Origin of the sequence: Neorhizobium sp. BT27B (assembly GCF_050455485.1) — a bacterium.
Taxonomy (GTDB): Bacteria; Pseudomonadota; Alphaproteobacteria; order Rhizobiales; family Rhizobiaceae; genus Neorhizobium.
Map to the genome: position 1 here is coordinate 474,675 of NZ_JBCIYT010000003.1, position 20,113 is coordinate 494,787.

Annotated in this window: 22 protein-coding genes; 14 read left to right on the forward strand and 8 right to left on the reverse strand. The window is 58.6% G+C overall.

What is annotated here, in order from left to right; genetic code table 11:
- Positions 1-98: 98 nt before the first annotated feature.
- On the forward strand, positions 99-953 hold the full coding sequence (locus tag AAIH70_RS10975; protein WP_132272267.1) for a response regulator: 855 nt from the start codon (positions 99-101) through the stop codon (positions 951-953).
- 64 nt (positions 954-1,017) lie between these two features.
- On the opposite strand, the gene AAIH70_RS10980 is transcribed toward AAIH70_RS10975, so the two are convergent.
- Together AAIH70_RS10980 and AAIH70_RS10985 are read right to left on the reverse strand one after the other, a co-directional pair.
- A complete protein-coding gene (locus AAIH70_RS10980) occupies positions 1,018-2,037 on the reverse strand; it encodes a GlxA family transcriptional regulator (protein ID WP_132272268.1) in 1,020 nt (339 codons plus the stop codon).
- A gap of 245 nt (positions 2,038-2,282) precedes the next feature.
- A complete protein-coding gene (locus AAIH70_RS10985; protein ID WP_245519042.1) occupies positions 2,283-2,498 on the reverse strand; it encodes a hypothetical protein in 216 nt (71 codons plus the stop codon).
- Between the two features lie 255 nt (positions 2,499-2,753).
- Here AAIH70_RS10985 and AAIH70_RS10990 point away from each other — a divergent pair, with 255 nt between their 5' ends.
- Complete coding sequence (locus AAIH70_RS10990) at positions 2,754-3,653, forward strand: LysR family transcriptional regulator (RefSeq protein WP_132272269.1); 900 nt, start codon at positions 2,754-2,756, stop codon at positions 3,651-3,653.
- Positions 3,654-3,668: 15 nt separating this feature from the next.
- On the opposite strand, the gene AAIH70_RS10995 is transcribed toward AAIH70_RS10990, so the two are convergent.
- Positions 3,669-4,448: a formyl transferase gene (locus tag AAIH70_RS10995; RefSeq protein WP_132272270.1), complete on the reverse strand. Its 780-nt coding sequence runs from the start codon at positions 4,446-4,448 to the stop codon at positions 3,669-3,671.
- 170 nt (positions 4,449-4,618) lie between these two features.
- Between AAIH70_RS10995 and AAIH70_RS11000 the strand changes: the two genes are divergently transcribed.
- Positions 4,619-4,780: an entericidin gene (locus AAIH70_RS11000; RefSeq protein WP_112730338.1), complete on the forward strand. Its 162-nt coding sequence runs from the start codon at positions 4,619-4,621 to the stop codon at positions 4,778-4,780.
- Between the two features lie 89 nt (positions 4,781-4,869).
- Here the strand turns inward: AAIH70_RS11000 and AAIH70_RS11005 are convergent, their stop codons facing one another.
- Together AAIH70_RS11005 and AAIH70_RS11010 are read right to left on the reverse strand one after the other, a co-directional pair.
- Positions 4,870-5,220 (reverse strand): hypothetical protein, encoded by a 351-nt coding sequence (locus AAIH70_RS11005; RefSeq protein WP_132272271.1) that lies wholly within the window; start codon positions 5,218-5,220, stop codon positions 4,870-4,872.
- 199 nt (positions 5,221-5,419) lie between these two features.
- Positions 5,420-6,418, reverse strand: coding sequence for an ABC transporter substrate-binding protein (locus tag AAIH70_RS11010; protein ID WP_165931954.1), 999 nt, complete (start codon positions 6,416-6,418; stop codon positions 5,420-5,422).
- 767 nt (positions 6,419-7,185) lie between these two features.
- Here AAIH70_RS11010 and cobU point away from each other — a divergent pair.
- Positions 7,186-7,710: a bifunctional adenosylcobinamide kinase/adenosylcobinamide-phosphate guanylyltransferase gene (cobU, locus tag AAIH70_RS11015; RefSeq protein ID WP_132272273.1), complete on the forward strand. Its 525-nt coding sequence runs from the start codon at positions 7,186-7,188 to the stop codon at positions 7,708-7,710.
- Here the strand turns inward: cobU and AAIH70_RS11020 are convergent, their stop codons facing one another.
- Complete coding sequence (locus tag AAIH70_RS11020; RefSeq protein ID WP_348639708.1) at positions 7,711-8,493, reverse strand: TSUP family transporter; 783 nt, start codon at positions 8,491-8,493, stop codon at positions 7,711-7,713. It lies immediately after the preceding gene.
- A 189-nt stretch (positions 8,494-8,682) separates the two neighbouring features.
- Here AAIH70_RS11020 and AAIH70_RS11025 point away from each other — a divergent pair, with 189 nt between their 5' ends.
- The 7 genes from AAIH70_RS11025 to AAIH70_RS11055 all read left to right on the forward strand — a co-directional run bounded on the left by AAIH70_RS11025 (position 8,683) and on the right by AAIH70_RS11055 (position 15,224).
- A complete protein-coding gene (locus AAIH70_RS11025; protein WP_132272275.1) occupies positions 8,683-9,642 on the forward strand; it encodes a nucleoside hydrolase in 960 nt (319 codons plus the stop codon).
- Positions 9,643-9,784: 142 nt separating this feature from the next.
- Complete coding sequence (locus tag AAIH70_RS11030) at positions 9,785-10,069, forward strand: acyl carrier protein (protein ID WP_112730324.1); 285 nt, start codon at positions 9,785-9,787, stop codon at positions 10,067-10,069.
- Positions 10,070-10,091: 22 nt separating this feature from the next.
- Positions 10,092-10,565: a 3-hydroxyacyl-ACP dehydratase FabZ family protein gene (locus AAIH70_RS11035; RefSeq protein WP_132272276.1), complete on the forward strand. Its 474-nt coding sequence runs from the start codon at positions 10,092-10,094 to the stop codon at positions 10,563-10,565.
- Between the two features lie 39 nt (positions 10,566-10,604).
- Entirely contained in the window at positions 10,605-11,798 is a 1,194-nt protein-coding gene (locus AAIH70_RS11040) for a beta-ketoacyl-ACP synthase (RefSeq protein ID WP_207908231.1), read from the forward strand.
- A gap of 10 nt (positions 11,799-11,808) precedes the next feature.
- On the forward strand, positions 11,809-13,095 hold the full coding sequence (locus AAIH70_RS11045; RefSeq protein ID WP_132272278.1) for a beta-ketoacyl-ACP synthase: 1,287 nt from the start codon (positions 11,809-11,811) through the stop codon (positions 13,093-13,095).
- 157 nt (positions 13,096-13,252) lie between these two features.
- Complete coding sequence (locus AAIH70_RS11050) at positions 13,253-14,281, forward strand: zinc-binding dehydrogenase (protein WP_132272279.1); 1,029 nt, start codon at positions 13,253-13,255, stop codon at positions 14,279-14,281.
- Between the two features lie 4 nt (positions 14,282-14,285).
- A complete protein-coding gene (locus AAIH70_RS11055; protein ID WP_132272280.1) occupies positions 14,286-15,224 on the forward strand; it encodes a lipid A biosynthesis lauroyl acyltransferase in 939 nt (312 codons plus the stop codon).
- Between the two features lie 2 nt (positions 15,225-15,226).
- On the opposite strand, the gene AAIH70_RS11060 is transcribed toward AAIH70_RS11055, so the two are convergent.
- Positions 15,227-15,628 (reverse strand): SRPBCC family protein, encoded by a 402-nt coding sequence (locus tag AAIH70_RS11060; protein WP_132272281.1) that lies wholly within the window; start codon positions 15,626-15,628, stop codon positions 15,227-15,229.
- A 183-nt stretch (positions 15,629-15,811) separates the two neighbouring features.
- Here AAIH70_RS11060 and gndA point away from each other — a divergent pair, with 183 nt between their 5' ends.
- The 3 genes from gndA to AAIH70_RS11075 all read left to right on the forward strand — a co-directional run bounded on the left by gndA (position 15,812) and on the right by AAIH70_RS11075 (position 18,932).
- Positions 15,812-17,248 (forward strand): NADP-dependent phosphogluconate dehydrogenase, encoded by a 1,437-nt coding sequence (gene gndA, locus AAIH70_RS11065; protein ID WP_132272282.1) that lies wholly within the window; start codon positions 15,812-15,814, stop codon positions 17,246-17,248.
- Positions 17,249-17,375: 127 nt separating this feature from the next.
- On the forward strand, positions 17,376-18,410 hold the full coding sequence (gene mgrA / locus AAIH70_RS11070) for an L-glyceraldehyde 3-phosphate reductase (protein ID WP_132272283.1): 1,035 nt from the start codon (positions 17,376-17,378) through the stop codon (positions 18,408-18,410).
- Positions 18,411-18,575: 165 nt separating this feature from the next.
- Positions 18,576-18,932, forward strand: a complete 357-nt coding sequence (locus AAIH70_RS11075; RefSeq protein ID WP_132272284.1) for an RcnB family protein — start codon at positions 18,576-18,578, stop codon at positions 18,930-18,932.
- Positions 18,933-19,019: 87 nt separating this feature from the next.
- On the opposite strand, the gene znuA is transcribed toward AAIH70_RS11075, so the two are convergent.
- Positions 19,020-20,060, reverse strand: a complete 1,041-nt coding sequence (znuA, locus tag AAIH70_RS11080; protein WP_132272285.1) for a zinc ABC transporter substrate-binding protein ZnuA — start codon at positions 20,058-20,060, stop codon at positions 19,020-19,022.
- Positions 20,061-20,113: the final 53 nt, after the last annotated feature.

Genomic DNA, 20,113 nt, shown 5'->3' on the forward strand with positions numbered 1-20,113 from the left:
CTGTCTGTCATCAAGATGTCTTGCGCAATTAACGCTTCCGAAAAACGTCTTCAATAATATGTGCCATCAGGGGACAGTATCTCACTGATAGGGGCATTATGACTTTTCTCGGCATCTCCGGAATGCACTATTCCGGTCAGGATCTTGCAGGCGCACGAATACTTCTGGCGGAAGACTCCAATGTCTTTACGTCTATGATTAGTAAACGGCTGGACGAGTTGTTCGGTATTGAGGTGGAAATCTGCCGCAATTTCGAAGAACTGCAGCTGGCTTACGACCGCTCGACCGATCCGATTACGCTGGCGATTTCGAACATCAATCTGCCAGGCGCCGAGAATGGCGAAGCGCTGGGATATCTGATCGATCTCAGCATTCCGGTCATCGTCTTTACCGGCACGTTCCATGAGGACACGCGCGAAAAGCTGCTGAAGCAGGACGTGGTCGATTATATCCTCAAGGACAATGTCTTTGCCGTGGATATGCTGGCCGAATCGGTCTGCCGCTTCCTCACCAACCACCAGCATCACGTGCTGATCGTCGATGACAGCCCGACTGCGCGGGCGCTGCTGTCCAGCCGTCTGAAACGCTACAATTTCCGTGTCAGCACAGCGGAGAACGGTGCCAAGGCGCTCGAGCTTCTCAAGAAGAATGCCGATATCGGCCTCGTCGTCACCGACTATAACATGCCCGATATCGATGGTTTTGAACTGACGCGTCGCATTCGCTCTGTCCGTGGCAGCCACGAGTTGCGTATTATCGGCGTGTCGTCTTCCGACAACCGCTTGCTGTCTGCACGTTTCCTGAAAGCCGGTGGCAACGACTTCATGTTGCGGCCGTTCATCGACGAAGAGTTCTATTGCCGCGTCAACCAGAACCTCGATACGCTCATCCAGATCCGCTCCATGCAGGAGCGGAACAAGGGTAGCGTGCCGGCGCGCAAAGCCATCGCCTGAGGCGAACATATTGAATCAAAACGCCGCCTTCACGGGCGGCGTTTTGCGTTTTAGTGTTGGCAAATCAGGCGACGACACCCGATCGAACCGTGTTCGTCGTCAGTTTGCGCTCGGCGCGTTCCTGTTGCGGCGATCGGTTGTAGATTTCGCGGTAGCATTTGGAAAAATGCGACGCGGAAACAAAGCCGCAGGCAACGGCCACTTCGACGACAGGCAGCGACGATTGCACCAGCAAATGGCGGGCGCGATCGAGGCGGATTTCGAGATAATAACGGGCAGGGGAGCGTCCCATCTCCTGGCGAAACAGCCGTTCGATCTGCCGACGCGACAGGCCGGCATTGTCGGCGATCTCGACGAGCGACAACGGCTCCGCAAGGTTTGCCTCCATGACCTCGATAATCGACAGAACTTTGGAATTCTGGATGCCGAGGCGGGCGCGCAGCGGCAGGCGCTGACGATCATGCGGATTGCGGACGCGGTCGGTCAGCTGCTGTTCGCAAATCCTGTTGACGAGGTTTTCACCGAAATCCTGACCGATTAGGTTCAGCATCATGTCGAGAGAGGCGGTGCCACCGGCGCAGGTGTAAATGTTGCCGTCGACCTCGTAGAGATCGGCGTAAACTTCCGCCTGCGGAAAGGCCTCGGAAAAACCGGGCAGGTTTTCCCAATGGATGGCGCAGCGCTTGCCGTTGAGAAGCCCCGCCTGCGCCAGCAGGTGGGCGCCGGTACAGAGGCTGCCAACGGCAATGCCGCGGTTATAGGTCTCGCGCAGATAAGCGCTGGCGGTCTTGTTCTGGAATTCTTCGACATAAACGCCGGAACAGACCAGCACCATGTCGGGGCGATGTTCGCCGCCGAGGGCCTTGCGTTCGTCAGCGATGGAGGAGTTCACTTCAATTCCGATGCCGCATGAGGAGTAGACCTTTTCCCCATTGGTGGAACAGAGGCGCCATGTGTAGGCGGTGTAACCGAGCATGCGGTTGGCGATGCGCAGGGTTTCGACCGCGGCCGCGAATGGCAGCATTGTAAAGTGGGGGACGAGGAAGAAGGCAATCGAACGCTTTTTGGTCTGCAACTTGTTCATGCCGAGAACTCCGTGACGAATGTCAATCCCTCGCGTGAAACTATGCATTGTTAATGTTCAAAAAGCGACACAAATCCCTGCATCCGCGGCGCACCCGGCAAAGTGCCGGATTCTATGCATTCTTTTTGCGACACCGCGACCTGAGCCCAAGAAAAATGCCGGGTGCCTCAGGATTTGAAGGCATCCGGCATATGGTATTGGATGAAAAGCGTTTCCGCCGAGCGAATGTGAGCAATAGTCCGCAATCAATGGCGAATATCGCCGTTCTTCTCGTTGAGGATGTCGCTTGTGGGCCAGCCGATATCCTTGCGCAGTTCGGCGGGCATGCTCTGGATCAGTTCGGCATTCTTGCGCCGACGCCAGGAGGCCCTGACTTCTGCGATGCTGCCGACGGCAATAGCCCAGACGGCGCCGAATACTGAGTTGGACTTGTGGGCGTGATGTGACGTGAACATGGCCATCGTGGCCTCCTCCGTTCCTGTGTTGGTCGATCTGTGCGTGGCTTCCAGCGGACAGATCTCGTGCTCTTGTCATCAATCAGGTGAATGGTTTTGTTTCCATTCATCGGAATGTGTGGCGCAAATTGCGCTTTCGCGCCTTGCTCCGCCTCAAATGCGATCAAATAGATCAATCAGTAGGCGTATTATGCATCGGCTTGACGTTCAATCAAACGAAATGATATGGTGCTTAAGTTCAGAAAAATTGAAGGTCAGATCATGTCCACGCCTTTTCGATCGCCGCTTCCACTGCTCGACAATGATGTTCTGAGAACTTTTGTAGCGATTGCCGAAACGGGCAATTTTTCGACGGCCGCGGAAGCGGTCCTGCGCACACCTTCGGCCGTTTCCATGCAGATCAAGAAACTTGAGGAGCAGCTGAAGACAGTGCTCTTCCTGCGTGATGCCCGATCTGTGACGCTGACGCAGCATGGAGAGATGCTGCTGTCTTATGCGCGGCGCATGCTCGCGCTGTCGAATGAAGCGGTGTCGCGTTTCGTCATGCCGGAACTGTCCGGCGTCGTGCGCCTGGGAGCGCCGGATGACATTGCGGAACGGCTGCTGCCCAAACTGCTCAAGGATTTTGGCGAGAGTTTTCCGGGCATCATGGTCGATGTCACCGTCGACCAGAGCCTGTTGCTGCGCAAGCGCATGGATGAACAACGGCTGGATCTGGCGCTGATAAACTGCGCCACACGACCGTTCCCGACAGCGGGTGAAATCATCCATACGGAAAAGCTGGTCTGGGCCGGCGCCAAATGCGGCAATGCCTATCTGCGCGATCCGCTGCCGATTTCCGTGTGGGAGGACGGTTGCGTGTGGCGGCAGGATGCCTTGGCGCAACTCGACAAGCACAAAAGACCCTACCGTATCGCCTATGCCAGCGCCCATACGATGGCGCAGCGGGCGGCCGTGGTGTCCGATCTGGCGATCGCCCCGTTCCCGCGTTCATACATAACCGGTGACATGCAGATACTGGGTGCGAAGGAAGGTCTGCCGGAACTGATCAGTTTTGACATCCGGCTGCTCACCAGCCCGCAGCTGTCGGTACCAGCCAAGGCGGTCGCGGAAGGTATCCGTGCCGCTTTCGAGACGATCGATTCGGCTGCTGCGGCTTAAAGTAGGACCAAACGGCTACCAGATGCCTTTGCTGATGCCGTTCCATATCCATGCCCAGACGGGTGGAGGAAAACGCAGGACGGAATTGCCGGTCTGCGCTTTTTCCGCGATGCGCCCATGCAGCACATCTTCTATCGCCTTGATGGCGATGTCCGTGGAAGCTGCCGTCAGCAACAGAGGGTAGGTCGCGATGAAATCCCCCTTCGATGGTGCGACACGCTGTTCGTAGAGCGTGCCGCCCGTATCCGTGCCGGCATCCACGAGGTGGACGGTCGCACCGAAATTTTTGCCGTCGCGTTCGACCAGTGACCAGTAGCCGCCCATCTGGCCACGATAGGCCGGGTTTATGCCGGCATGAAAATTGATGACCGGGCAAGGGCAGGCCGCGAGCGTCGCTCTGGAAAGCAGTCTGCAGGAAATCGTGAAAATCACCTGAGGCTGGAGCCGCAACAGCAGCGAATGACATTCTTCGTCGTTGAGACTGTCGACGTGATCGACGGGGATGGACGGATCTGATTGTGCCGATTGGCCGTAGATTTTCAGAATTTCGTGGGAGCGGCGTGCGGCAACATTCTTGCCGAGCCGGGAGGCCAACATCGTTGCGAGCTGGCCCAGCGCCGCCGGCCAGCCGAGACGTCGTGCGCGACGCTTGAGAATGACTGCCTTGCTCTCCGGCCGTTCCTCTATGACATGAAGATCGGACCAGTGTTTTTTGAGGGCGTTTATCATCACCTGAGGATTGGCGCCTCCGGCGGTCAGAACCACCACGCGTGGCACAGTTTCGAACTCACCCATCCTGCCAGATCCCGTTTCAACGCCGATACAGTCTGGCGTTTGTGCAATGAAGAAAGCGTTAGGTTGGTGTGCGGTGAAAATAAATCACACTTTCGATTGAACCTTTCGTGAAGTGACGCGTTTCTTGGGCGCAACAAGCAATCAATCGATATCCTTTCGGAGCTCCCACCATGAAAATCGGAACAGTCACCGTCCTCGGCGCCACCCTCGTTGCACTCCTGACGCTGAGCGCATGTGGCAACACCATTCGCGGCGTGGGCCGGGACACGGCAAACGCCGTTGATGCAACGCAGTCCGCAGGCCGCGATGTTGATCGCGCCGCCAAGCGTTAATCGATCGACGTAGAATCAAAACGGCTCGGCACAATCGGTCCCGAGCCGTTTTTTTATGGACGACGTCCGACAGACGCTCTGCGGGTCAATCAGACCGGCGCTTTCGGATAGGCACGCTCAAGGCCGCCGGATTTCGACAGGCCGGTGCGGAATGCGCCATAAGCGGGATGCTTGCTCGATTTGGCTGCTTCGCTCAGCCGGATCTGCAGCCGGGCAGGGGCATTGTTTCCAACCCACTCGCCGCATTTCTCCAGCTTCATCGAATTCAGGAAACGCGCTTCGCTCGCCCGGTCGAGATAGAGATGCAGGCCGTCGAGCAGCAGATCGTCATTGCTGGGGCTCTCCATCAAGAGCACGAGCCATGCCTGGTTTTCCACGGAAAAGGTATCAAGCCCGTCTGACACCGTCTCGCGGTTTCCGATCGGAGAGATTTTGCCCATGTCATGCCCCTTTGCCGCAACACGAAGGGCTGACCGCCGCTCGCTGATTCACTTTCGCTGTTTCTGGCCGAGGCGGCCGGGCTTTTCAAGTCGCTCAGGCTCGCCTGACGCCTTTGGACAGCGGTTCTCCAGCGTTGGTTTGTGCTTTCGCTCGCTACAGGGGTGAGGGCGGCCTTTCATGAGAGCGTTGCGGCGGTCGTTAAAGCGCTGCCCTGACCTTTTCCGCCACGTTAAACGTCACCCATTTGGTCCAGACATCCTCGTTCTCCTTGAGGAAATATCTGGCGGCGCTCTCATTGCTGCCGTTGTTCTCGCGCTGCCAGGCCAGCACGCTGTTGACTGTATCGTTGCTCCATTTTCGGGCCTTCATATAGTCCATCGCGATTCCGGCCTTGTCGGCAAAGCCCTTTGTGACGATGGTGAAGGCCTGTGAGATCGGATAGGAATTTACCTTGGCGGTCGGGCAATCGGGTACTGCCGTGCAGGTGTCCCAGTCCATCTTGTTGTGCGGCACGCCGAAGGAGAGCTTGACCATCTCGTATTTGCCCATGATCGACGTCGGCGCCCAATAGTAGCCAAGCCAGCCGATCTTTTTCTCAAATGCGTTGGCGATCGAGTTGTCTAGATCCGCGGCGGAACTAGTCCCGACCAATTCGAAACCCTTTTCGCCAGCGCCGATCGCCCGGTAAAGATTGGCGGTCGAAACCTGACAACTCCACCCCGATGGGCAATTGTAAATCGCAGCCTTCGTTTTGTCGTCCGGGGCTGGAAAGAGTTCCGGGTGCTTGAGCGCATCGTCGACCGTCTTGATATCGGGATGAGCGTCGGCCAGAAATTTGGGGATCCACCAACCTTCAACCGCGCCGTCGGTCAAGATTTCGGCTGCCTGGATAAGCCGCCCTTCCTTGACGGCGGCGTCGAGCGGCGTGCGCACGGAATTGACCCAGAACTCAGGTGCAATGTCAGGCTCTGACTTTTCGTTCATCGACGTGAAGGTCGGCATTGTATCGCCGGGCACGATTTCGACCGAACAGCCGTAACCGTTTTCCAGAATGATCTTGTCGACATGAGCAGCGACACCCGCCGAGGCCCAGTTCATTTCAGCGATCGATACGCTGCCACAATCGGCGGACTGTGCGGTGCCCGTCATGACGCAGAAGCACAAACCGACTGCGGCCGATGCGAGAAGGGTTTTTATCATCCAAGACCTCCCAGTCTCAATCGAAGTGTCTGCGTCCAGAGGTCGGCGGTATAATGTGCCGTATCGAGGGCCAAGGCTGTCTGTTTGTTTTTTTACATGTGCCTTGGCGGCCAGCCTCATATGATCGGTAATTCATGCAGCGGTTCTCTGACGCTACGGCTTCTCCCAGAAAAATCAACTGTTTCGGCAGGCTTTCATGACGACGGTGGTCGCACCACAATGGCATCGAGCGCGCAGAAAAAATCGAAAAAAGATGCACCGGAGGGGATCATTGTGTGAATGGATAACGATCCGGTAAGAATGTGACGATATCTATGCATCCGCGACCATGTCGCCAACAGGTCCGGATTTAGGTAGTGCGTACCGGACCGTTTTTGCTTCAGAGTTGATGTTCTGAAGCCTTTGTCTTTCATCTCGTTGTCCATAAACGCTTGATAGCATGGTCATGGTTCTGATGTCGGGCCATGCTGCGATTGACAGCGCATGCTTGTCGTAAGACGATATCCACATCGGCGAGACTCGATTGTCATCCATTTGGATCGCGCCGGCAATTCGATCGTATTGCGAACCACCGTCTCGCTTCGCCTTGCTGACAGAGCCACATGCCGTGGCCGGGTGGGGCATAGTCGGGATCGGTCGGGCCGCCGGAGCAGAACTATGATCAACCCGGGCGGACGCCTTGCTAATCTACGAATCGTCCGCTCTTCCATGGCTCCCTGCTTCGGCGGCACATTCTCTGTTGATTTCAAACGGATATCTGCACCATGAGCCTGATTGCCGGTTCGGTTTTCGTGCTTGGCGGCGCACGCTCGGGCAAGTCCGGCTTTGCTGAAAGGCTCGCTTTGGAAAGCGGGCTTGAGATGCATTACGTGGCCACCGGCCGCGCTTATGATGATGAAATGCGCTCACGCATCAGCGCTCATCAGCAGCAGCGTGGCGAGGGGTGGCAGACACATGAAGAGCCCATGGCGCTCGTCGAAGCACTTCAATCTCTCGATGCGCCGGAACGTGTGATCCTCGTCGATTGCCTGACATTGTGGGTCACCAATCTGATGATGGAGGCGGAAGATACGATTGACGCGCAGTCGGCGTCACTTGCTGCCCATGTTGCGGATGCCAAGGCCAGGCTGATCATCGTCTCCAACGAGGTCGGGCTTGGGATCGTGCCGGAAAACAGAATGGCGCGGGTGTTTCGCGATCATGCAGGACGCCTTCATCAGCAGGTCGCGGCGGCGGCAAGCGAAGTCCACTTCGTCGCGGCGGGGCTTTCGCTCAAGATGAAGGGCTGATTACCAGCCGAGCCAGATCCGGAACGGATGAGACGGATCGGCCAGAAGTTTTGTCGCCATGGCAAAGCAGGAAATGACCAGCAGCGGCTTGATGATCTTTGCGCCGATGCGCATGGCAAGGCTGGAGCCGATCTGCGCACCGATGAACTGGCCGACGCCCATGACGATGCCGACCTTCCACAGGATCGATCCGGTCGCCAGGAACATCAGGAAGCCGCCGACATTGGAGCCGAGATTGATCAGCTTGGTGTGGGCGGTTGCTTTCAGCATGCCGAAACCGGCCAGAAGCACAAATCCCAGCATGTAGAACGAGCCGGCGCCCGGGCCGAAAACGCCATCGTAAAGACCGATCAGCGGCACGAAGGTGGCGCCGAACAGGAAGGGCGTGATGCGACGGTGGCTGTCGACATCGGTGAGATTGGGTTTCAGAGCGAAAAACAGTCCGATGGCGATCAGCAGGAACGGGATTGTCGAGCCGAGAATTTTGGTCGGCAGGACAGAGGCAATCAGCGCGCCCACGCCGCCGCCGATCAGCGCCATCAGCGCCATCGGCAACTGCGTCTTCAGTTGCACATGGCCACGACGGGCGTAGGAGATTGTTGCCGACGTTGCGCCGAACATGCCCTGCAGCTTGTTGGTGCCCAGCGCGTCGAGTGGAGGGATGCCGGCAATCAGCATGGATGGAATGGTGATCAGCCCGCCACCGCCCGCAATCGAATCGACAAAACCGGCGAGGATCGCCACGAAAAACAGGACGATGAGGAGGTGCGCAGCGATATCCAAGGGATTTTGTCTTTGCAGTCTGGTGGGGGCGAAATGCCGGACGCCTTCTTGCACCGAACCTTCGCCTGCGCAACGGCGGTGCGAGGCTTCACGGTACGGTGGATGATTTCATGCTGTGGGTGTGACGGGATTGCACATCCGTGATCCGACGTTATGGTGCCGCAGCTTTTGAAAACCGGAATTTTTGTCATGCACAAGGTCATTTTCGATACCGATCCGGGCGTTGACGACGCGATGGCGCTGCTGTTTCTGCACCGTCATCCCGACATCGATCTGGTCGGCATCACGACCACGATCGGCAATGCACCGATCGATATCACCACCCGCAACGCACTGTTTCTCGCGGAAGCCTGGGGCATCGAGTCGCCGGTCGCGCAGGGTTCCGGCGAAAAATTCGATCCGAAACGCAAAAACGGGCACTGGCCGACCTTTATCCACGGCGATAACGGCCTGGGTAATATCGATATTCCGCAGACGATTTCCCGCAAGGCCGACCCGCGTCCGGCCCATCAGTTCATCATCGATACCGTCCGCGCCAATCCGGGCGAGATCACGCTGGTCGCGGTCGGGCGGATGACCAATTTGGCGCTGGTTCTGCAGGCCGATCCCGATGTGGCAGCACTGGTGAAGGACGTCATCATCATGGGCGGCTCCTTTGGTGTGCATGGCAATGTCACGGTGGCGGCGGAAGCCAATATCCATGGTGATCCTGAAGCCGCGGATCTCGTCTTTACGGCTCCCTGGCGCGTCACCGTCGTCGGCCTCGATGTGACCATGCAGACGGTGATGATGCGCAGCTACCTTGCCGAAATGGCCAAGGAGGGTGGCAAGGATGTCCAGCTTCTGAACGATCTGTCGCAGTTCTACATCGATTTTTACAATCACCGCGTTGGCGACGGCATGGTCCTCCATGACAGTTGCGCCTGCGTTTATGTCGTACGTCCCGATCTTTTCGAAACCCGCAGCGGCCCGATCCGCGTCGTCTGTGGTGGAATTGCCGATGGCTCGACCATCCAGAAGCCGGATGGCAAGGCGTTCCCGCCGGGTGACTGGGATGGGCACCCGAGTCAGCATGTTTGCATCGGTATCGATGCGGATGCGGTGCTTGGTCTCATCCGCACGGTGCTTGTCGAAGGCAAGGCTGCCTGATAGACGATGCGCAATCTGAACGCTGCGATTGCTGTTTCGGCAACAGTCGCGGCGCAAATGTCTATGGTGACACCGCTTGCCATTGGCATTCCAAAATGATTTCCCTATGTGGGGACCTGATTACAATATTCTCTATGAGGACATGGGCGTGACCGCTACATTCGACAAAGTTGCCGACATCATTGCTGAAACCAGCGAAATCGATCGCGCGACGATTACGCCGGAAAGCCATACGATCGACGACCTCGGAATCGACAGCCTCGATTTCCTCGACATCGTTTTCGCGATCGACAAGGAATTCGGCATCAAGATTCCGCTGGAACAGTGGACGCAGGAAGTCAACGAAGGCAAGGTTTCGACCGAAGAGTACTTCGTTCTGAAGAACCTCTGCGCCAAGATCGACGAGCTGAGGGCAGCCAAGGGCTGATTGCCCGGCTGTTTGAGCCTTTATGCTTCTCGAATATTTCCAGATGATCGATCGTATCGAAGCGGTCGATCTCGGAGCCAAGACCCTGACGGCACGCTCGATCGTGCCGTCGAAAAGCCCTGTGTTCGAAGGGCATTTTCCGGGCATGCCGCTCGTGCCCGGCGTGCTTCTGATCGAGACCATGGCGCAGGCCTCGGGCATGCTGGTTCTGGCTGCGACCGATTTTGCCGCCATGCCGTTCCTGATGTCCGTCGATGGCGCCAAGATGCGCACATTCGTCGAGCCGGATGCCGTGCTCGATATCGAAGCGTTTCTGGAGCACGAGGGATCGGGTTATGCCGTGACCAAGGCCAAGATCACCAGCAATGGCAAGAAGGTCTGCGATGCGCAACTGAAGCTGCGCACCATGCCGTTCAGCGAAATTCCGCTCGCGCCGATCGTCCGCAAACGGGCCGAGGAAATCGGTCTCATGGATGCGATTGCCGCGAACGCTTGATAACCTGCCGGGCTGAACCGGCGGGGATAAGAGGACATGATGAAGTCTGACAATGATGTCGTGATCACCGGTATCGGTATCGTGAGCTGCCTGGGTGTCGGCAAGGAACCGCATGTGGCGGTTCTGTCGGGAGCGCAGGCCATCGTGCCGCGTATCGAGACCGAGCGTTTTGCACCCTATCCGGTGCATCCCATGCCGGAAATCGACTGGTCGACGCAGATCGCCAAGCGCGATCAGCGCCAGATGGAAAACTGGCAGCGGCTCGGCGTGTTTTCGGCAGGTCTGGCGCTCGACGATGCGGGCCTGAAGGAAAACGCAGAGCTCTGTGCTTCCATGGACATGATCGTGGCTGCCGGTGGTGGCGAGCGTGACATCAAGGTCGACACACTGATCGTTGACGAAGGCCTGAAGCGCAACGATCGCGAAGCGCTTCTCAACGAAAAGCTGACGACAGAACTGCGCCCGACGCTGTTCTTGGCCCAGCTCTCCAATCTTCTCGCCGGCAATATTTCCATCGTTCACAAGGTCACCGGGTCCTCGCGCACCTTTATGGGCGAAGAAGCGGCTGGCATTTCGGCCATCGAAACGGCTTTCCATCGCATCAAGTCCGGCCAGTCCACGCATACGCTGGCTGGTGGTGCTTTCGTTGCAGAACGCGCCGATATTCTTCTGCTCGTCGAAGGCATCCGTGCCCATGCGACGGGTGAATGGCAGCCGCTCTGGTCGCGTTCGCCGGACAATGGCGGCGGCATGATGATGGGCACAGTTGGTGCCTTTCTGGTGCTGGAACAGCGCGCCCATGCGACGGCACGCGGTGCGCATATCTATGCGGCGATCGACGCCATTGAAGGCGATCGTGGCAATCGTGACGACGGCAAGCTCGAAAAGCGTCTGGCACGCATGGCAGGCCTTGCAGGTGCTGCCGAAGACACGGTCGTATTTTCCGGCGCAAGCGGCGTTGTCGAATTGGCTGTGCGGGAAAAGGCCGCTCTCGAGCAGGCTTTTCCGGGTGCGACGCTGCGCGGTTATGGCGGCGTCACCGGTCACGGCATGGAAGCACAGTTTCCGCTTGGTCTCGCGCTTGCAGCGCTTGCGCTTGACGGTGCGGCCAGCGTTCCGGCCTTTGATGCAAAGAATGAGCAGCCGATGGCCAAGCCCGCCAAGCGCGCGGTGGTGACCACAGTCGGTTATACGCGCGGCGAGGGCCTTGCTGCCCTGTCGTCTGACGCGTGAGGAGACAGTGATGAGCGACAATCGCTTCAAGGATCATCTCGGCCGCCCGATCGTGGCGGTCACCGGCATGGGTGTTCTCACCTCGCTGGGGCAGGGGCTGACCGATAACTGGGCAGCGCTGACGGCCGGCAAGTCCGGCATTCACAACATCACCCGCTTCCCGACCGAAGGTCTTTCGACCCGAATCAGCGGCACCGTCGATTTTATCGATATCCCGGCGAAAAACGCCGTCGAACGCTCCTATGCATTTGCCCGCGAAACCACCATCGAAGCACTGGCGCAGGCTGGTCTTTCGGGCGATTTCGATGGTCCGCTGTTCCTGGCCGCACCGCCGGTCGAGCCGGAATGGGTCGACCGTTTTGCGCTGGCCGACCGCGCACCGCCGGCCGAGCGTGAAGCCGATGCCTATGACCGTTTCCTCACCGCCATGCGCGAACGTCCCGATCCGGTCTTTCTCGAAGCCGTACAGTTCGGCTCGATCTCCGAGCGTCTCGCTGACCGTTTTGGCACGCGCGGCTTGCCGGTGACGTTGTCCACTGCTTGCGCCTCGGGTGCGACCGCAATTCAGCTCGGGGTCGAGGCGATCCGTCAGGGCCGTACCGACAAGGCGCTTGTGGCGGCGACCGACGGCTCTGTCAGTGCCGAAGCGCTGATCCGCTTCTCGCTGCTTTCGGCGCTTTCCACCCAGAACGATCCGCCGGAAAAGGCTTCCAAGCCGTTTTCCAAGGACCGCGACGGTTTTGTCATCGCCGAAGGTGCGGCAACGCTGGTTCTGGAATCGCTGGAATCCGCCATTGCCCGCGGCGCCAAGGTTCTGGGTGTCGTCAGTGGTCTCGGCGAAAAGGCCGACAGTTTCCACCGCACCCGTTCGTCACCGGATGGCGGCCCGGCGATTGCCACGATCCGTGCAGCGCTTGAGGATGCCGGCATGACCGGCGCCGATATCGGCTACATCAATGCCCATGGCACCTCGACGCCGGAAAACGACAAGATGGAATATGGTTCGATGCTCGCCGTGTTCGGCGATCGTCTGAAGGAAATTCCGCTGTCGTCCAACAAGTCGATGATCGGCCATACGCTGACGGCGGCCGGTGCAGTCGAGGCGGTATTCTCGCTTCAGACCATGCTGACCGGCACGCTGCCGCCGACGATCAACTACAACAACCCCGATCCGACGATCGAGCTGGATGTGGTGCCGAACGTCAAGCGCGATGCACAGGTTTCGGCCGTCATCTCGAACTCGTTCGGCTTCGGTGGGCAGAATGCCAGCCTTGTCTTGACGGCTGAACCGGCTTAGAGACCTTCGTTAATCCCTGTGGAGCGCCGTCTTCGTCCAAAAAGGGCGTGCGGCGCTTCATGCTATTTCCGAGACGCATTGCGTTTTGTGAGCCATCAATGGCTCCTGATGCTTTGCCAAGACGAACGTTTACGCCTCCGGGCGAAGGATATTTGTTATGCGCGCCCTGCAATTGATCGACGACCGCAAGCTTGAAGCCGTGGACATCCCTGAGCCGGAAGCGCCGGGTCCCGGTGAAGTGACGCTGCGCGTCAAGGCGGTTGCGCTCAACCATATCGACGTCTGGGGCTGGCGCGGCATGGCGTTTGCCAAGCGCAAGATGCCGCTGACGATCGGTGCGGAAGCATCCGGCGTCGTCGAGGCCATTGGTCCGGGCGTATCGAACGTTCTGCCGGGTGATCTGGTGGCCATCTACGGTGCGCGCATCTGCGGACGCTGCAAGAACTGCGTCGAAGGCCGTGACAATCTGTGCGAACATGTCGGCGGCGTGCACGGTTTCCATCTCGACGGCTTTGCCCAGGAAAAGATGAACATCCCGGCCCGCCAGCTTGTCCCGGCTCCTCCGGGCATCGATGCGGTGGCCGCTGCCCTTGCTCCTGTCACGTTCGGCACGGTCGAGCACATGCTGTTCGACAACGCAAAACTTCAGTCGGGTGAAACCATTCTCATCCATGCCGGCGGTTCCGGCATCGGTTCGGCAGCCATCCAGCTTGCCAAGAAGATCGGCTGCACGGTCATCACCACCGTTGGTTCCGACGACAAGATCGAGGGCGCCAAGGCGCTCGGTGCCGATCACGTCATCAACTACCGCAAGGATCGCTTCGAAGGCGTCGTGCGCAAGCTGACGAAGAAAAAGGGCGTCGATGTCGTGTTCGAACATGTCGGCAAGGACACGTTTGCCGCCTCGATGTTCTGCCTGAAGCGTGGTGGTCGTCTGGTCACCTGCGGCTCGACCTCCGGCGTTTCGACCGAAGTCAATCTGATGATGCTGTTCCAGCAGCAGCTGAAGCTGCTCGGCTCGTTCGGCTGCCGCATGGAAAACATGGCTGACGCCATGCAGAAGATGGCGCGCGGCATTGTGCATCCCGTGATCGATACGGAAGTCACGTTCGACACGATCGACAAGGCGCTGGAACGCATGGAAAGCCGCCAGGTATTCGGCAAGATCATCCTGAGGATGGATTGATCCGGTGAAGATGGTCATCACCCGGATCGTTCTGTCGCTGATGCATTTTCGGCAGTGGCTGGTGGCGCAGGTCGCCTTCGGTTTTCTTAACCTGCTGAAAATCTTCCCGGCCGATCCGGCCATCAATTTTGCCGACTGGCTGGTGCGCAAGATTGGTCCGCGCACCTTTCGCCACAGGTTGATGATGACCAACCTGAAAAACGCCTATCCCGAAAAGGGCGAGGCGGAGCTTCAGGATATCGCGGCAAGGAGCTGGGGCCATATGGGCCGGCTCGCTGCCGAATATGTCTTTCTCGACCGTCTGTTCGATTTTGATCCTGAGCGAGACGAACCCGGCCGTGTCGAGGTTTCCGGCATTCCTGTCTTCGTAGACCTGCGCGACAATCCGCGTCCGTTCATCGTCTTCACCGCTCATACCGGCAATTTCGAGCTTCTGCCGGTGGCCGGCGCTGCCTTCGGGCAGAAGGTGACGGTGCTTTTCCGGCCGCCGAACAATCCTTACATCGCCGAAAAAGTCTTCTCTTTCCGCTCGGCCCGCATGGGCAAGCTCGTTCCGTCGCATGCCGGTTCGTCGTTTGCCCTGGCGCGCCAGTTGGAAGCGGGTGGCGGTGTCGGCGTTCTCGTCGATCAGAAATTCCAGAAGGGTCTGCAGACGTCCTTCTTCGGGCAGCCGGTGCAGACCAATCCGCTCTTGGCCAAACTGGTGCGCCAGTTCGACGCCGAGGTTTATCCGGCCCGCTGCATCCGCCTGCCGGGCAATCGCTACCGGCTGGAAATCGAACCGCGCATCGACGTGCCGCGTGATGAAAAAGGCAATGTCGACGTGCAGGCGACGGCGCAGATACTCAACGACAAGGTCGAGAGCTGGGCGCGTGAATATCCCGAGCAATGGCTGTGGTATCACGACCGCTGGAACATCAAGAAGTCGCTGAAGCGTCAATAGGCCTATTGTTCGAGAATGGTTTTCAGCGTGTTCAGGTCTTTCTGGACATGCTCGCAGTCGGCCCGGAAAGCCTCATCCGTCGTGCCGGGCAGGTGCAGCACCATGAAGATGACTTCCGCGCCATCGCCGTTTGGCACCACCCTCAATACATTGTGAACCGACTGGCCATCGGGAAGCGTCACCGTATGGTCGACGACGCCCTCCGTATTGCGGGGTGCGAACCTGACGCGGATGGTGCCGAGCGGCCCGCCATCAGCCAGCCAGTCCTCGCCATCGGGGGTGAAACCGGCGGCAAGGCCTGCCGCCCAGTGGCGCATGTTTTCCGGTCTGTGCGCATAGTCGTAGACGTGGCGCCAATCCCGCTCGATTGCGACATGGACGATCTTTACCGGCATCGTGGTCATGAGGCTCCTCCCGCTCTGGCGGTTAAAAGATAGCGTCGCAGATCAAGGAGGCAATGTTTGCGCGGATGTCTCGCACGCGACATTGGCTGTCATCGAAATTTAATCGTTTCAGGTGCCACCGACCTTGCCGCGGGAACGTTTGAGTGCCAAAACACCTTGCGATTTGTAAATGGAGGCTTCGTCTTGGAACAGGCAGAAATCGGTCTTATCGGTCTTGGAGTCATGGGCTCCAACCTCGCCCTCAACATTGCTGAAAAAGGCAACCGCATCGCGGTCTTCAACCGATCACCGGAAGCAACCCGAAAATTTTTCGCCGAAGCCGGCGATCTGCAGAAGAATATCATTCCTTGCGAAACGCTTGAGGAATTCGTCGCCGCTATCCGTCCGCCACGCCCGATCATCATCATGATCAAGGCCGGTGACCCGGTCGATCAGCAGATGGAACTGCTGAAGCCGTATCTGGCCGATAACGACATCATGATCGATGCCGGCAATGCCAATTTCCGCGACACGATGCGTCGTTTCGACAATCTCAAGGACAGCGGCCTGACCTTTATCGGCATGGGCGTTTCGGGCGGCGAAGAAGGTGCTCGCCACGGGCCGTCGATCATGGTCGGCGGTACCGAAGAGAGCTGGAAGCGCGTCGAAAAGGTGCTGACGTCGATCTCGGCCAAGTTCAACGATGAGCCCTGCGTTGCCTGGCTCGGTGAAAATGGCGCCGGTCACTTCGTCAAGACCATCCACAATGGCATCGAATATGCCGACATGCAGATGATCGCCGAAATCTACGGCATCCTGCGCGACGGCCTGAAGCTTTCGGCGCCCGAGATCGGCCAGGTGTTTGGCAAGTGGAATACCGGTCGTCTGAATTCCTACCTGATCGAAATCTCCGAAAAGGTGCTGATGGCCAATGACCCGATTTCCGGCAAGCCGATGGTGGACGTCATCGTCGACCAGGCTGGCCAGAAGGGTACCGGCAAATGGTCGGTGATCGAGGCCCAGAACATGGGCGTCGCCGCAACCGCGATCGAAGCAGCCGTTGCCGGTCGCATCCTGTCGTCGCAGAAGGCGGAACGTGAAGCCGCCGAAAAGATCCTTGGCCTGCCGAACACGACGGCGATGCCGTCCACGGATGGCATCAGCTTCCTTGACGATCTCGAAAACGCGCTTCTGGCGGCCAAGATCGCGGCTTATGCGCAGGGCTTTGCCGTCATGGCTGCCGCGTCCAAGGAATATGACTGGAGCCTGCCGATGCCGACGATCGCCAAGATCTGGCGCGCCGGCTGCATCATCCGCTCGCAGTTCCTCGACGAGATCACCTCGGCCTTCACCAAGGACCCGGATGTCGCAAACCTCATCGTGACGCCTGCCTTCGCGCAACTGGTCGAAGAAACCGACGCATCGCTGCGTCGTGTCGTCTCGACGGCCATCATGTCCGGTCTGTCGGTTCCGGCTCTGTCGTCGGCTCTGTCCTACTTCGACGCCTATCGTCGTGGTCGTGGCACCGCCAACCTCATCCAGGCGCAGCGCGACTTTTTCGGCGCGCATGGCTTTGACCGCGTCGATGGCCTGGACAAGCACCATGGCCCTTGGGGCAGCGGTCTGGCAGATTTCGCCTGATCAATCTGACATAACGAAAGGCCCGTCTTTAGGCGGGCCTTTCTGCGTCTGCCGGTCGCGGGGACAAGGACGCAAGCGGCGGGTACTGATTTCGGTACTGCGATAGTTACAACAGGAGGATTTCGATATGGCCTGGAAACCGGCTGACAATCGCTACGATACCATGAAATATAACCGCTGCGGACAATCCGGCCTGAAGCTGCCGGCGATCTCGCTCGGTCTCTGGCACAATTTCGGCGATGACACGCCGCGTGAGCGCAAGGTGGCGATCTGCCGTCAGGCATTTGATCTCGGCATCACCCATTTCGATCTCGCCAACAACTATGGTCCGCTGCCGGGCAGCGCCGAGACCGCGTTCGGCCAGATTTTGCGCGAGGACTTTCATGGGTATCGCGATGAGCTGATCATCTCCTCCAAGGCTGGTTACAACATGTGGCCGGGACCGTATGGCGAGTGGGGCAGCCGCAAATATCTGATCTCGTCCTGTGACCAGAGCCTGAAGCGCATGGGGCTGGATTACGTCGATATCTTCTATTCGCACCGCTTCGATCCGGATACGCCGTTGGAAGAAACCTGCGGAGCGCTTGACCATATCGTCCGCTCGGGCAGGGCGCTTTACGTCGGCATCTCGTCCTACAATTCCAAGCGAACCCGCGAGGCGGCAGCCATCCTCAAGCAACTCGGCACGCCGCTGCTCATTCATCAGCCGAGCTATTCGATGATCAATCGCTGGGTCGAGGAAGACAATCTGCTCGATACGCTGGATGATGTCGGCGCCGGCTCCATCGTGTTCTCGCCATTGGCGCAGGGCATGCTGACGTCTAAATATCTCGGCGGCATTCCGGAAGACAGCCGCGCCGCGCAGGGCAAGTCGCTGCGCCCGGCCTTCCTCAACGAGAAGAATGTCGCCAACCTGCAGGCGCTCAATGCCATCGCGGAACGCCGTGGCCAGACGCTGGCGCAGATGGCGATTGCCTGGGTGCTGCGCGGCGGTCGCGTGACGACGGCGCTGATCGGTGCCAGCCGGCCGGAGCAGGTCGTCGATTGCGTGAAGGCGCTCGACAACCCGGATTTCAGCGCGGAGGAACTGGCGGAAATCGACAGCTATGCTCGCGAAGCCGATATCAATCTCTGGGCAAAGTCGGCTGAACTGAAAGCCTGATCATCAAGCCGCCGGTGCCTTTGTGGTGCCGGCGGTTTTTGCATGTTTCGCATCAACTTCGCGCAGCAAGCCATTCTGAATACTTACGAAAATGTAATATTCAGTTCATTTTCGGTTCATCACCTGGCGCCTAGGGTCTCCTCATAGACAACAGAGGATACCATCATGAAAAAGCTTGCAGCCGTTCTGCTTTCCGCCACCTTCATTTTCAGCCCGGTCGCCTTTTCTTCGGTCGCCAATGCTGCCCCGCCAAGCCATAACGACCGCTGGGATCACCGCGACGATCGCCGTGTCGTGACCAAAAAGGTTGTCAGGGAGCGCACTGTCGTCAAGAAGCGCTGGAGCCGCGGTCATCGCCTCAGCCCTGCCGAGCGTCGCCACATGGCCGAGGTTCGCGATTATCGCCGCTACCGCCTGAATGCACCGCCGCGTGGTTATCGCTGGGTTCGTGCCGACAATAACGAATTCCTGCTGATTGGCATCACGTCGGGCCTGATCTCGTCGATCATCGCCGGCCGTTGATATAAGACGACCGGCAGGGAGTGCCTTCTTTCCCTGCCGGTCTAACCGTCTCCACCATGCGCGAGGAGGCGGTATTGTTATGCACTATCAGGCCTTGCCGGACAGGCAGGTCTTCATCGATTCCGCGATGCCGCGCATCAGCTGGAAATAAAGGTCCGGACCTTCCTTCAGCGTCGCTGCTTCCGGATCGAGCGTGCCGGCCTTTGCCGGTGTTCCTTCCAGAACGACATTGACCAGTTTTGGCGTGAACTGCGGCTCGGCAAAGACGCAGGTCGCGCCGAGTTCGGTCACCTTCTTGTGGATCTCGCCGATGCGCTCGGCGCCCGGCAGCGTCTCCGGGCTTACCGTGATCGAGCCGGCCACCTTCACCTCGTACCGCTTTTCGAAATATTGGTAGGCGTCGTGGAAAACGATGAACGGCTTGTCCTTGACCGGTGCGACCGTGGCCTTGATCTCGGCATCCAGTTCGTCCAGCTGGCGCATCAGGCCGGCAGCGTTGTCTTCATATTGCTTGGCATGTTCCGGATCGGCTTCGGCAAGGCGTTTTGCGATCTCACGACCGATCACCTTTGCATTGAGCGGATCGAGCCAGACATGCGCGTCGAAACCACCATGTTCATGGTCGTGATCATGTTCGGCATGGGCTTCGCCCTTGGCATGATCGGCGTTGGCGTGCTCGCCTTCATGCGCGTGGTCGTGACCTTCGGCATGTTCGCCTTCGTGCTCGTGGCCCTCATGGCCGTGGTCATGCGCCTCGAACGGGCCACCTTCACGGAACGGCAGTTTCTGCAGGTCTGGGGAATCCGACAGAGCGACAACGGTCTTGGACCCGGCAAGCGCGTCCAAGGGCTTGTCGAGGAAGGCTTCGAGGTTCGGTCCCATCCAGAAGATCAGATCGGCATTCTGGATGGCACGGGCGTTCGATGGCTTCATCGAATAGGTGTGCGGCGAGGCGGCGCCTTCGACGATCAGCTTCGGTTCGGCGACGCCTTTTATGATGGAGGCAACCAGCGAATGGATCGGCTTGATCGACACGACGACATTCGGGGTTGCGGAGGCAGTCCCGGCCATCAGCAGCGCCATGGAGGCTGCAAAGGTGGCGACGATGGGAGTGGCGACTGCTTTCATGCGGTTCTCCTTGCCCCTCAGGGACAGATTGGTCTGTGTTCGGTGTTGCCGGG

Coding starts and splice junctions, on each gene's coding strand:
- AAIH70_RS10975 (WP_132272267.1), top strand. CDS start 99: ATGACTTTTCTCGGCATCTCCGGAATGCACTATTCCGGTCAGGATCTT.
- AAIH70_RS10980 (WP_132272268.1), bottom strand. CDS start 2,037: ATGAACAAGTTGCAGACCAAAAAGCGTTCGATTGCCTTCTTCCTCGTC.
- AAIH70_RS10985 (WP_245519042.1), bottom strand. CDS start 2,498: ATGGCCATGTTCACGTCACATCACGCCCACAAGTCCAACTCAGTATTC.
- AAIH70_RS10990 (WP_132272269.1), top strand. CDS start 2,754: ATGTCCACGCCTTTTCGATCGCCGCTTCCACTGCTCGACAATGATGTT.
- AAIH70_RS10995 (WP_132272270.1), bottom strand. CDS start 4,448: ATGGGTGAGTTCGAAACTGTGCCACGCGTGGTGGTTCTGACCGCCGGA.
- AAIH70_RS11000 (WP_112730338.1), top strand. CDS start 4,619: ATGAAAATCGGAACAGTCACCGTCCTCGGCGCCACCCTCGTTGCACTC.
- AAIH70_RS11005 (WP_132272271.1), bottom strand. CDS start 5,220: ATGGGCAAAATCTCTCCGATCGGAAACCGCGAGACGGTGTCAGACGGG.
- cobU (WP_132272273.1), top strand. CDS start 7,186: ATGAGCCTGATTGCCGGTTCGGTTTTCGTGCTTGGCGGCGCACGCTCG.
- AAIH70_RS11025 (WP_132272275.1), top strand. CDS start 8,683: ATGCACAAGGTCATTTTCGATACCGATCCGGGCGTTGACGACGCGATG.
- AAIH70_RS11030 (WP_112730324.1), top strand. CDS start 9,785: ATGGGCGTGACCGCTACATTCGACAAAGTTGCCGACATCATTGCTGAA.
- AAIH70_RS11035 (WP_132272276.1), top strand. CDS start 10,092: ATGCTTCTCGAATATTTCCAGATGATCGATCGTATCGAAGCGGTCGAT.
- AAIH70_RS11040 (WP_207908231.1), top strand. CDS start 10,605: ATGAAGTCTGACAATGATGTCGTGATCACCGGTATCGGTATCGTGAGC.
- AAIH70_RS11045 (WP_132272278.1), top strand. CDS start 11,809: ATGAGCGACAATCGCTTCAAGGATCATCTCGGCCGCCCGATCGTGGCG.
- AAIH70_RS11050 (WP_132272279.1), top strand. CDS start 13,253: ATGCGCGCCCTGCAATTGATCGACGACCGCAAGCTTGAAGCCGTGGAC.
- AAIH70_RS11060 (WP_132272281.1), bottom strand. CDS start 15,628: ATGACCACGATGCCGGTAAAGATCGTCCATGTCGCAATCGAGCGGGAT.
- mgrA (WP_132272283.1), top strand. CDS start 17,376: ATGGCCTGGAAACCGGCTGACAATCGCTACGATACCATGAAATATAAC.
- AAIH70_RS11075 (WP_132272284.1), top strand. CDS start 18,576: ATGAAAAAGCTTGCAGCCGTTCTGCTTTCCGCCACCTTCATTTTCAGC.
- znuA (WP_132272285.1), bottom strand. CDS start 20,060: ATGAAAGCAGTCGCCACTCCCATCGTCGCCACCTTTGCAGCCTCCATG.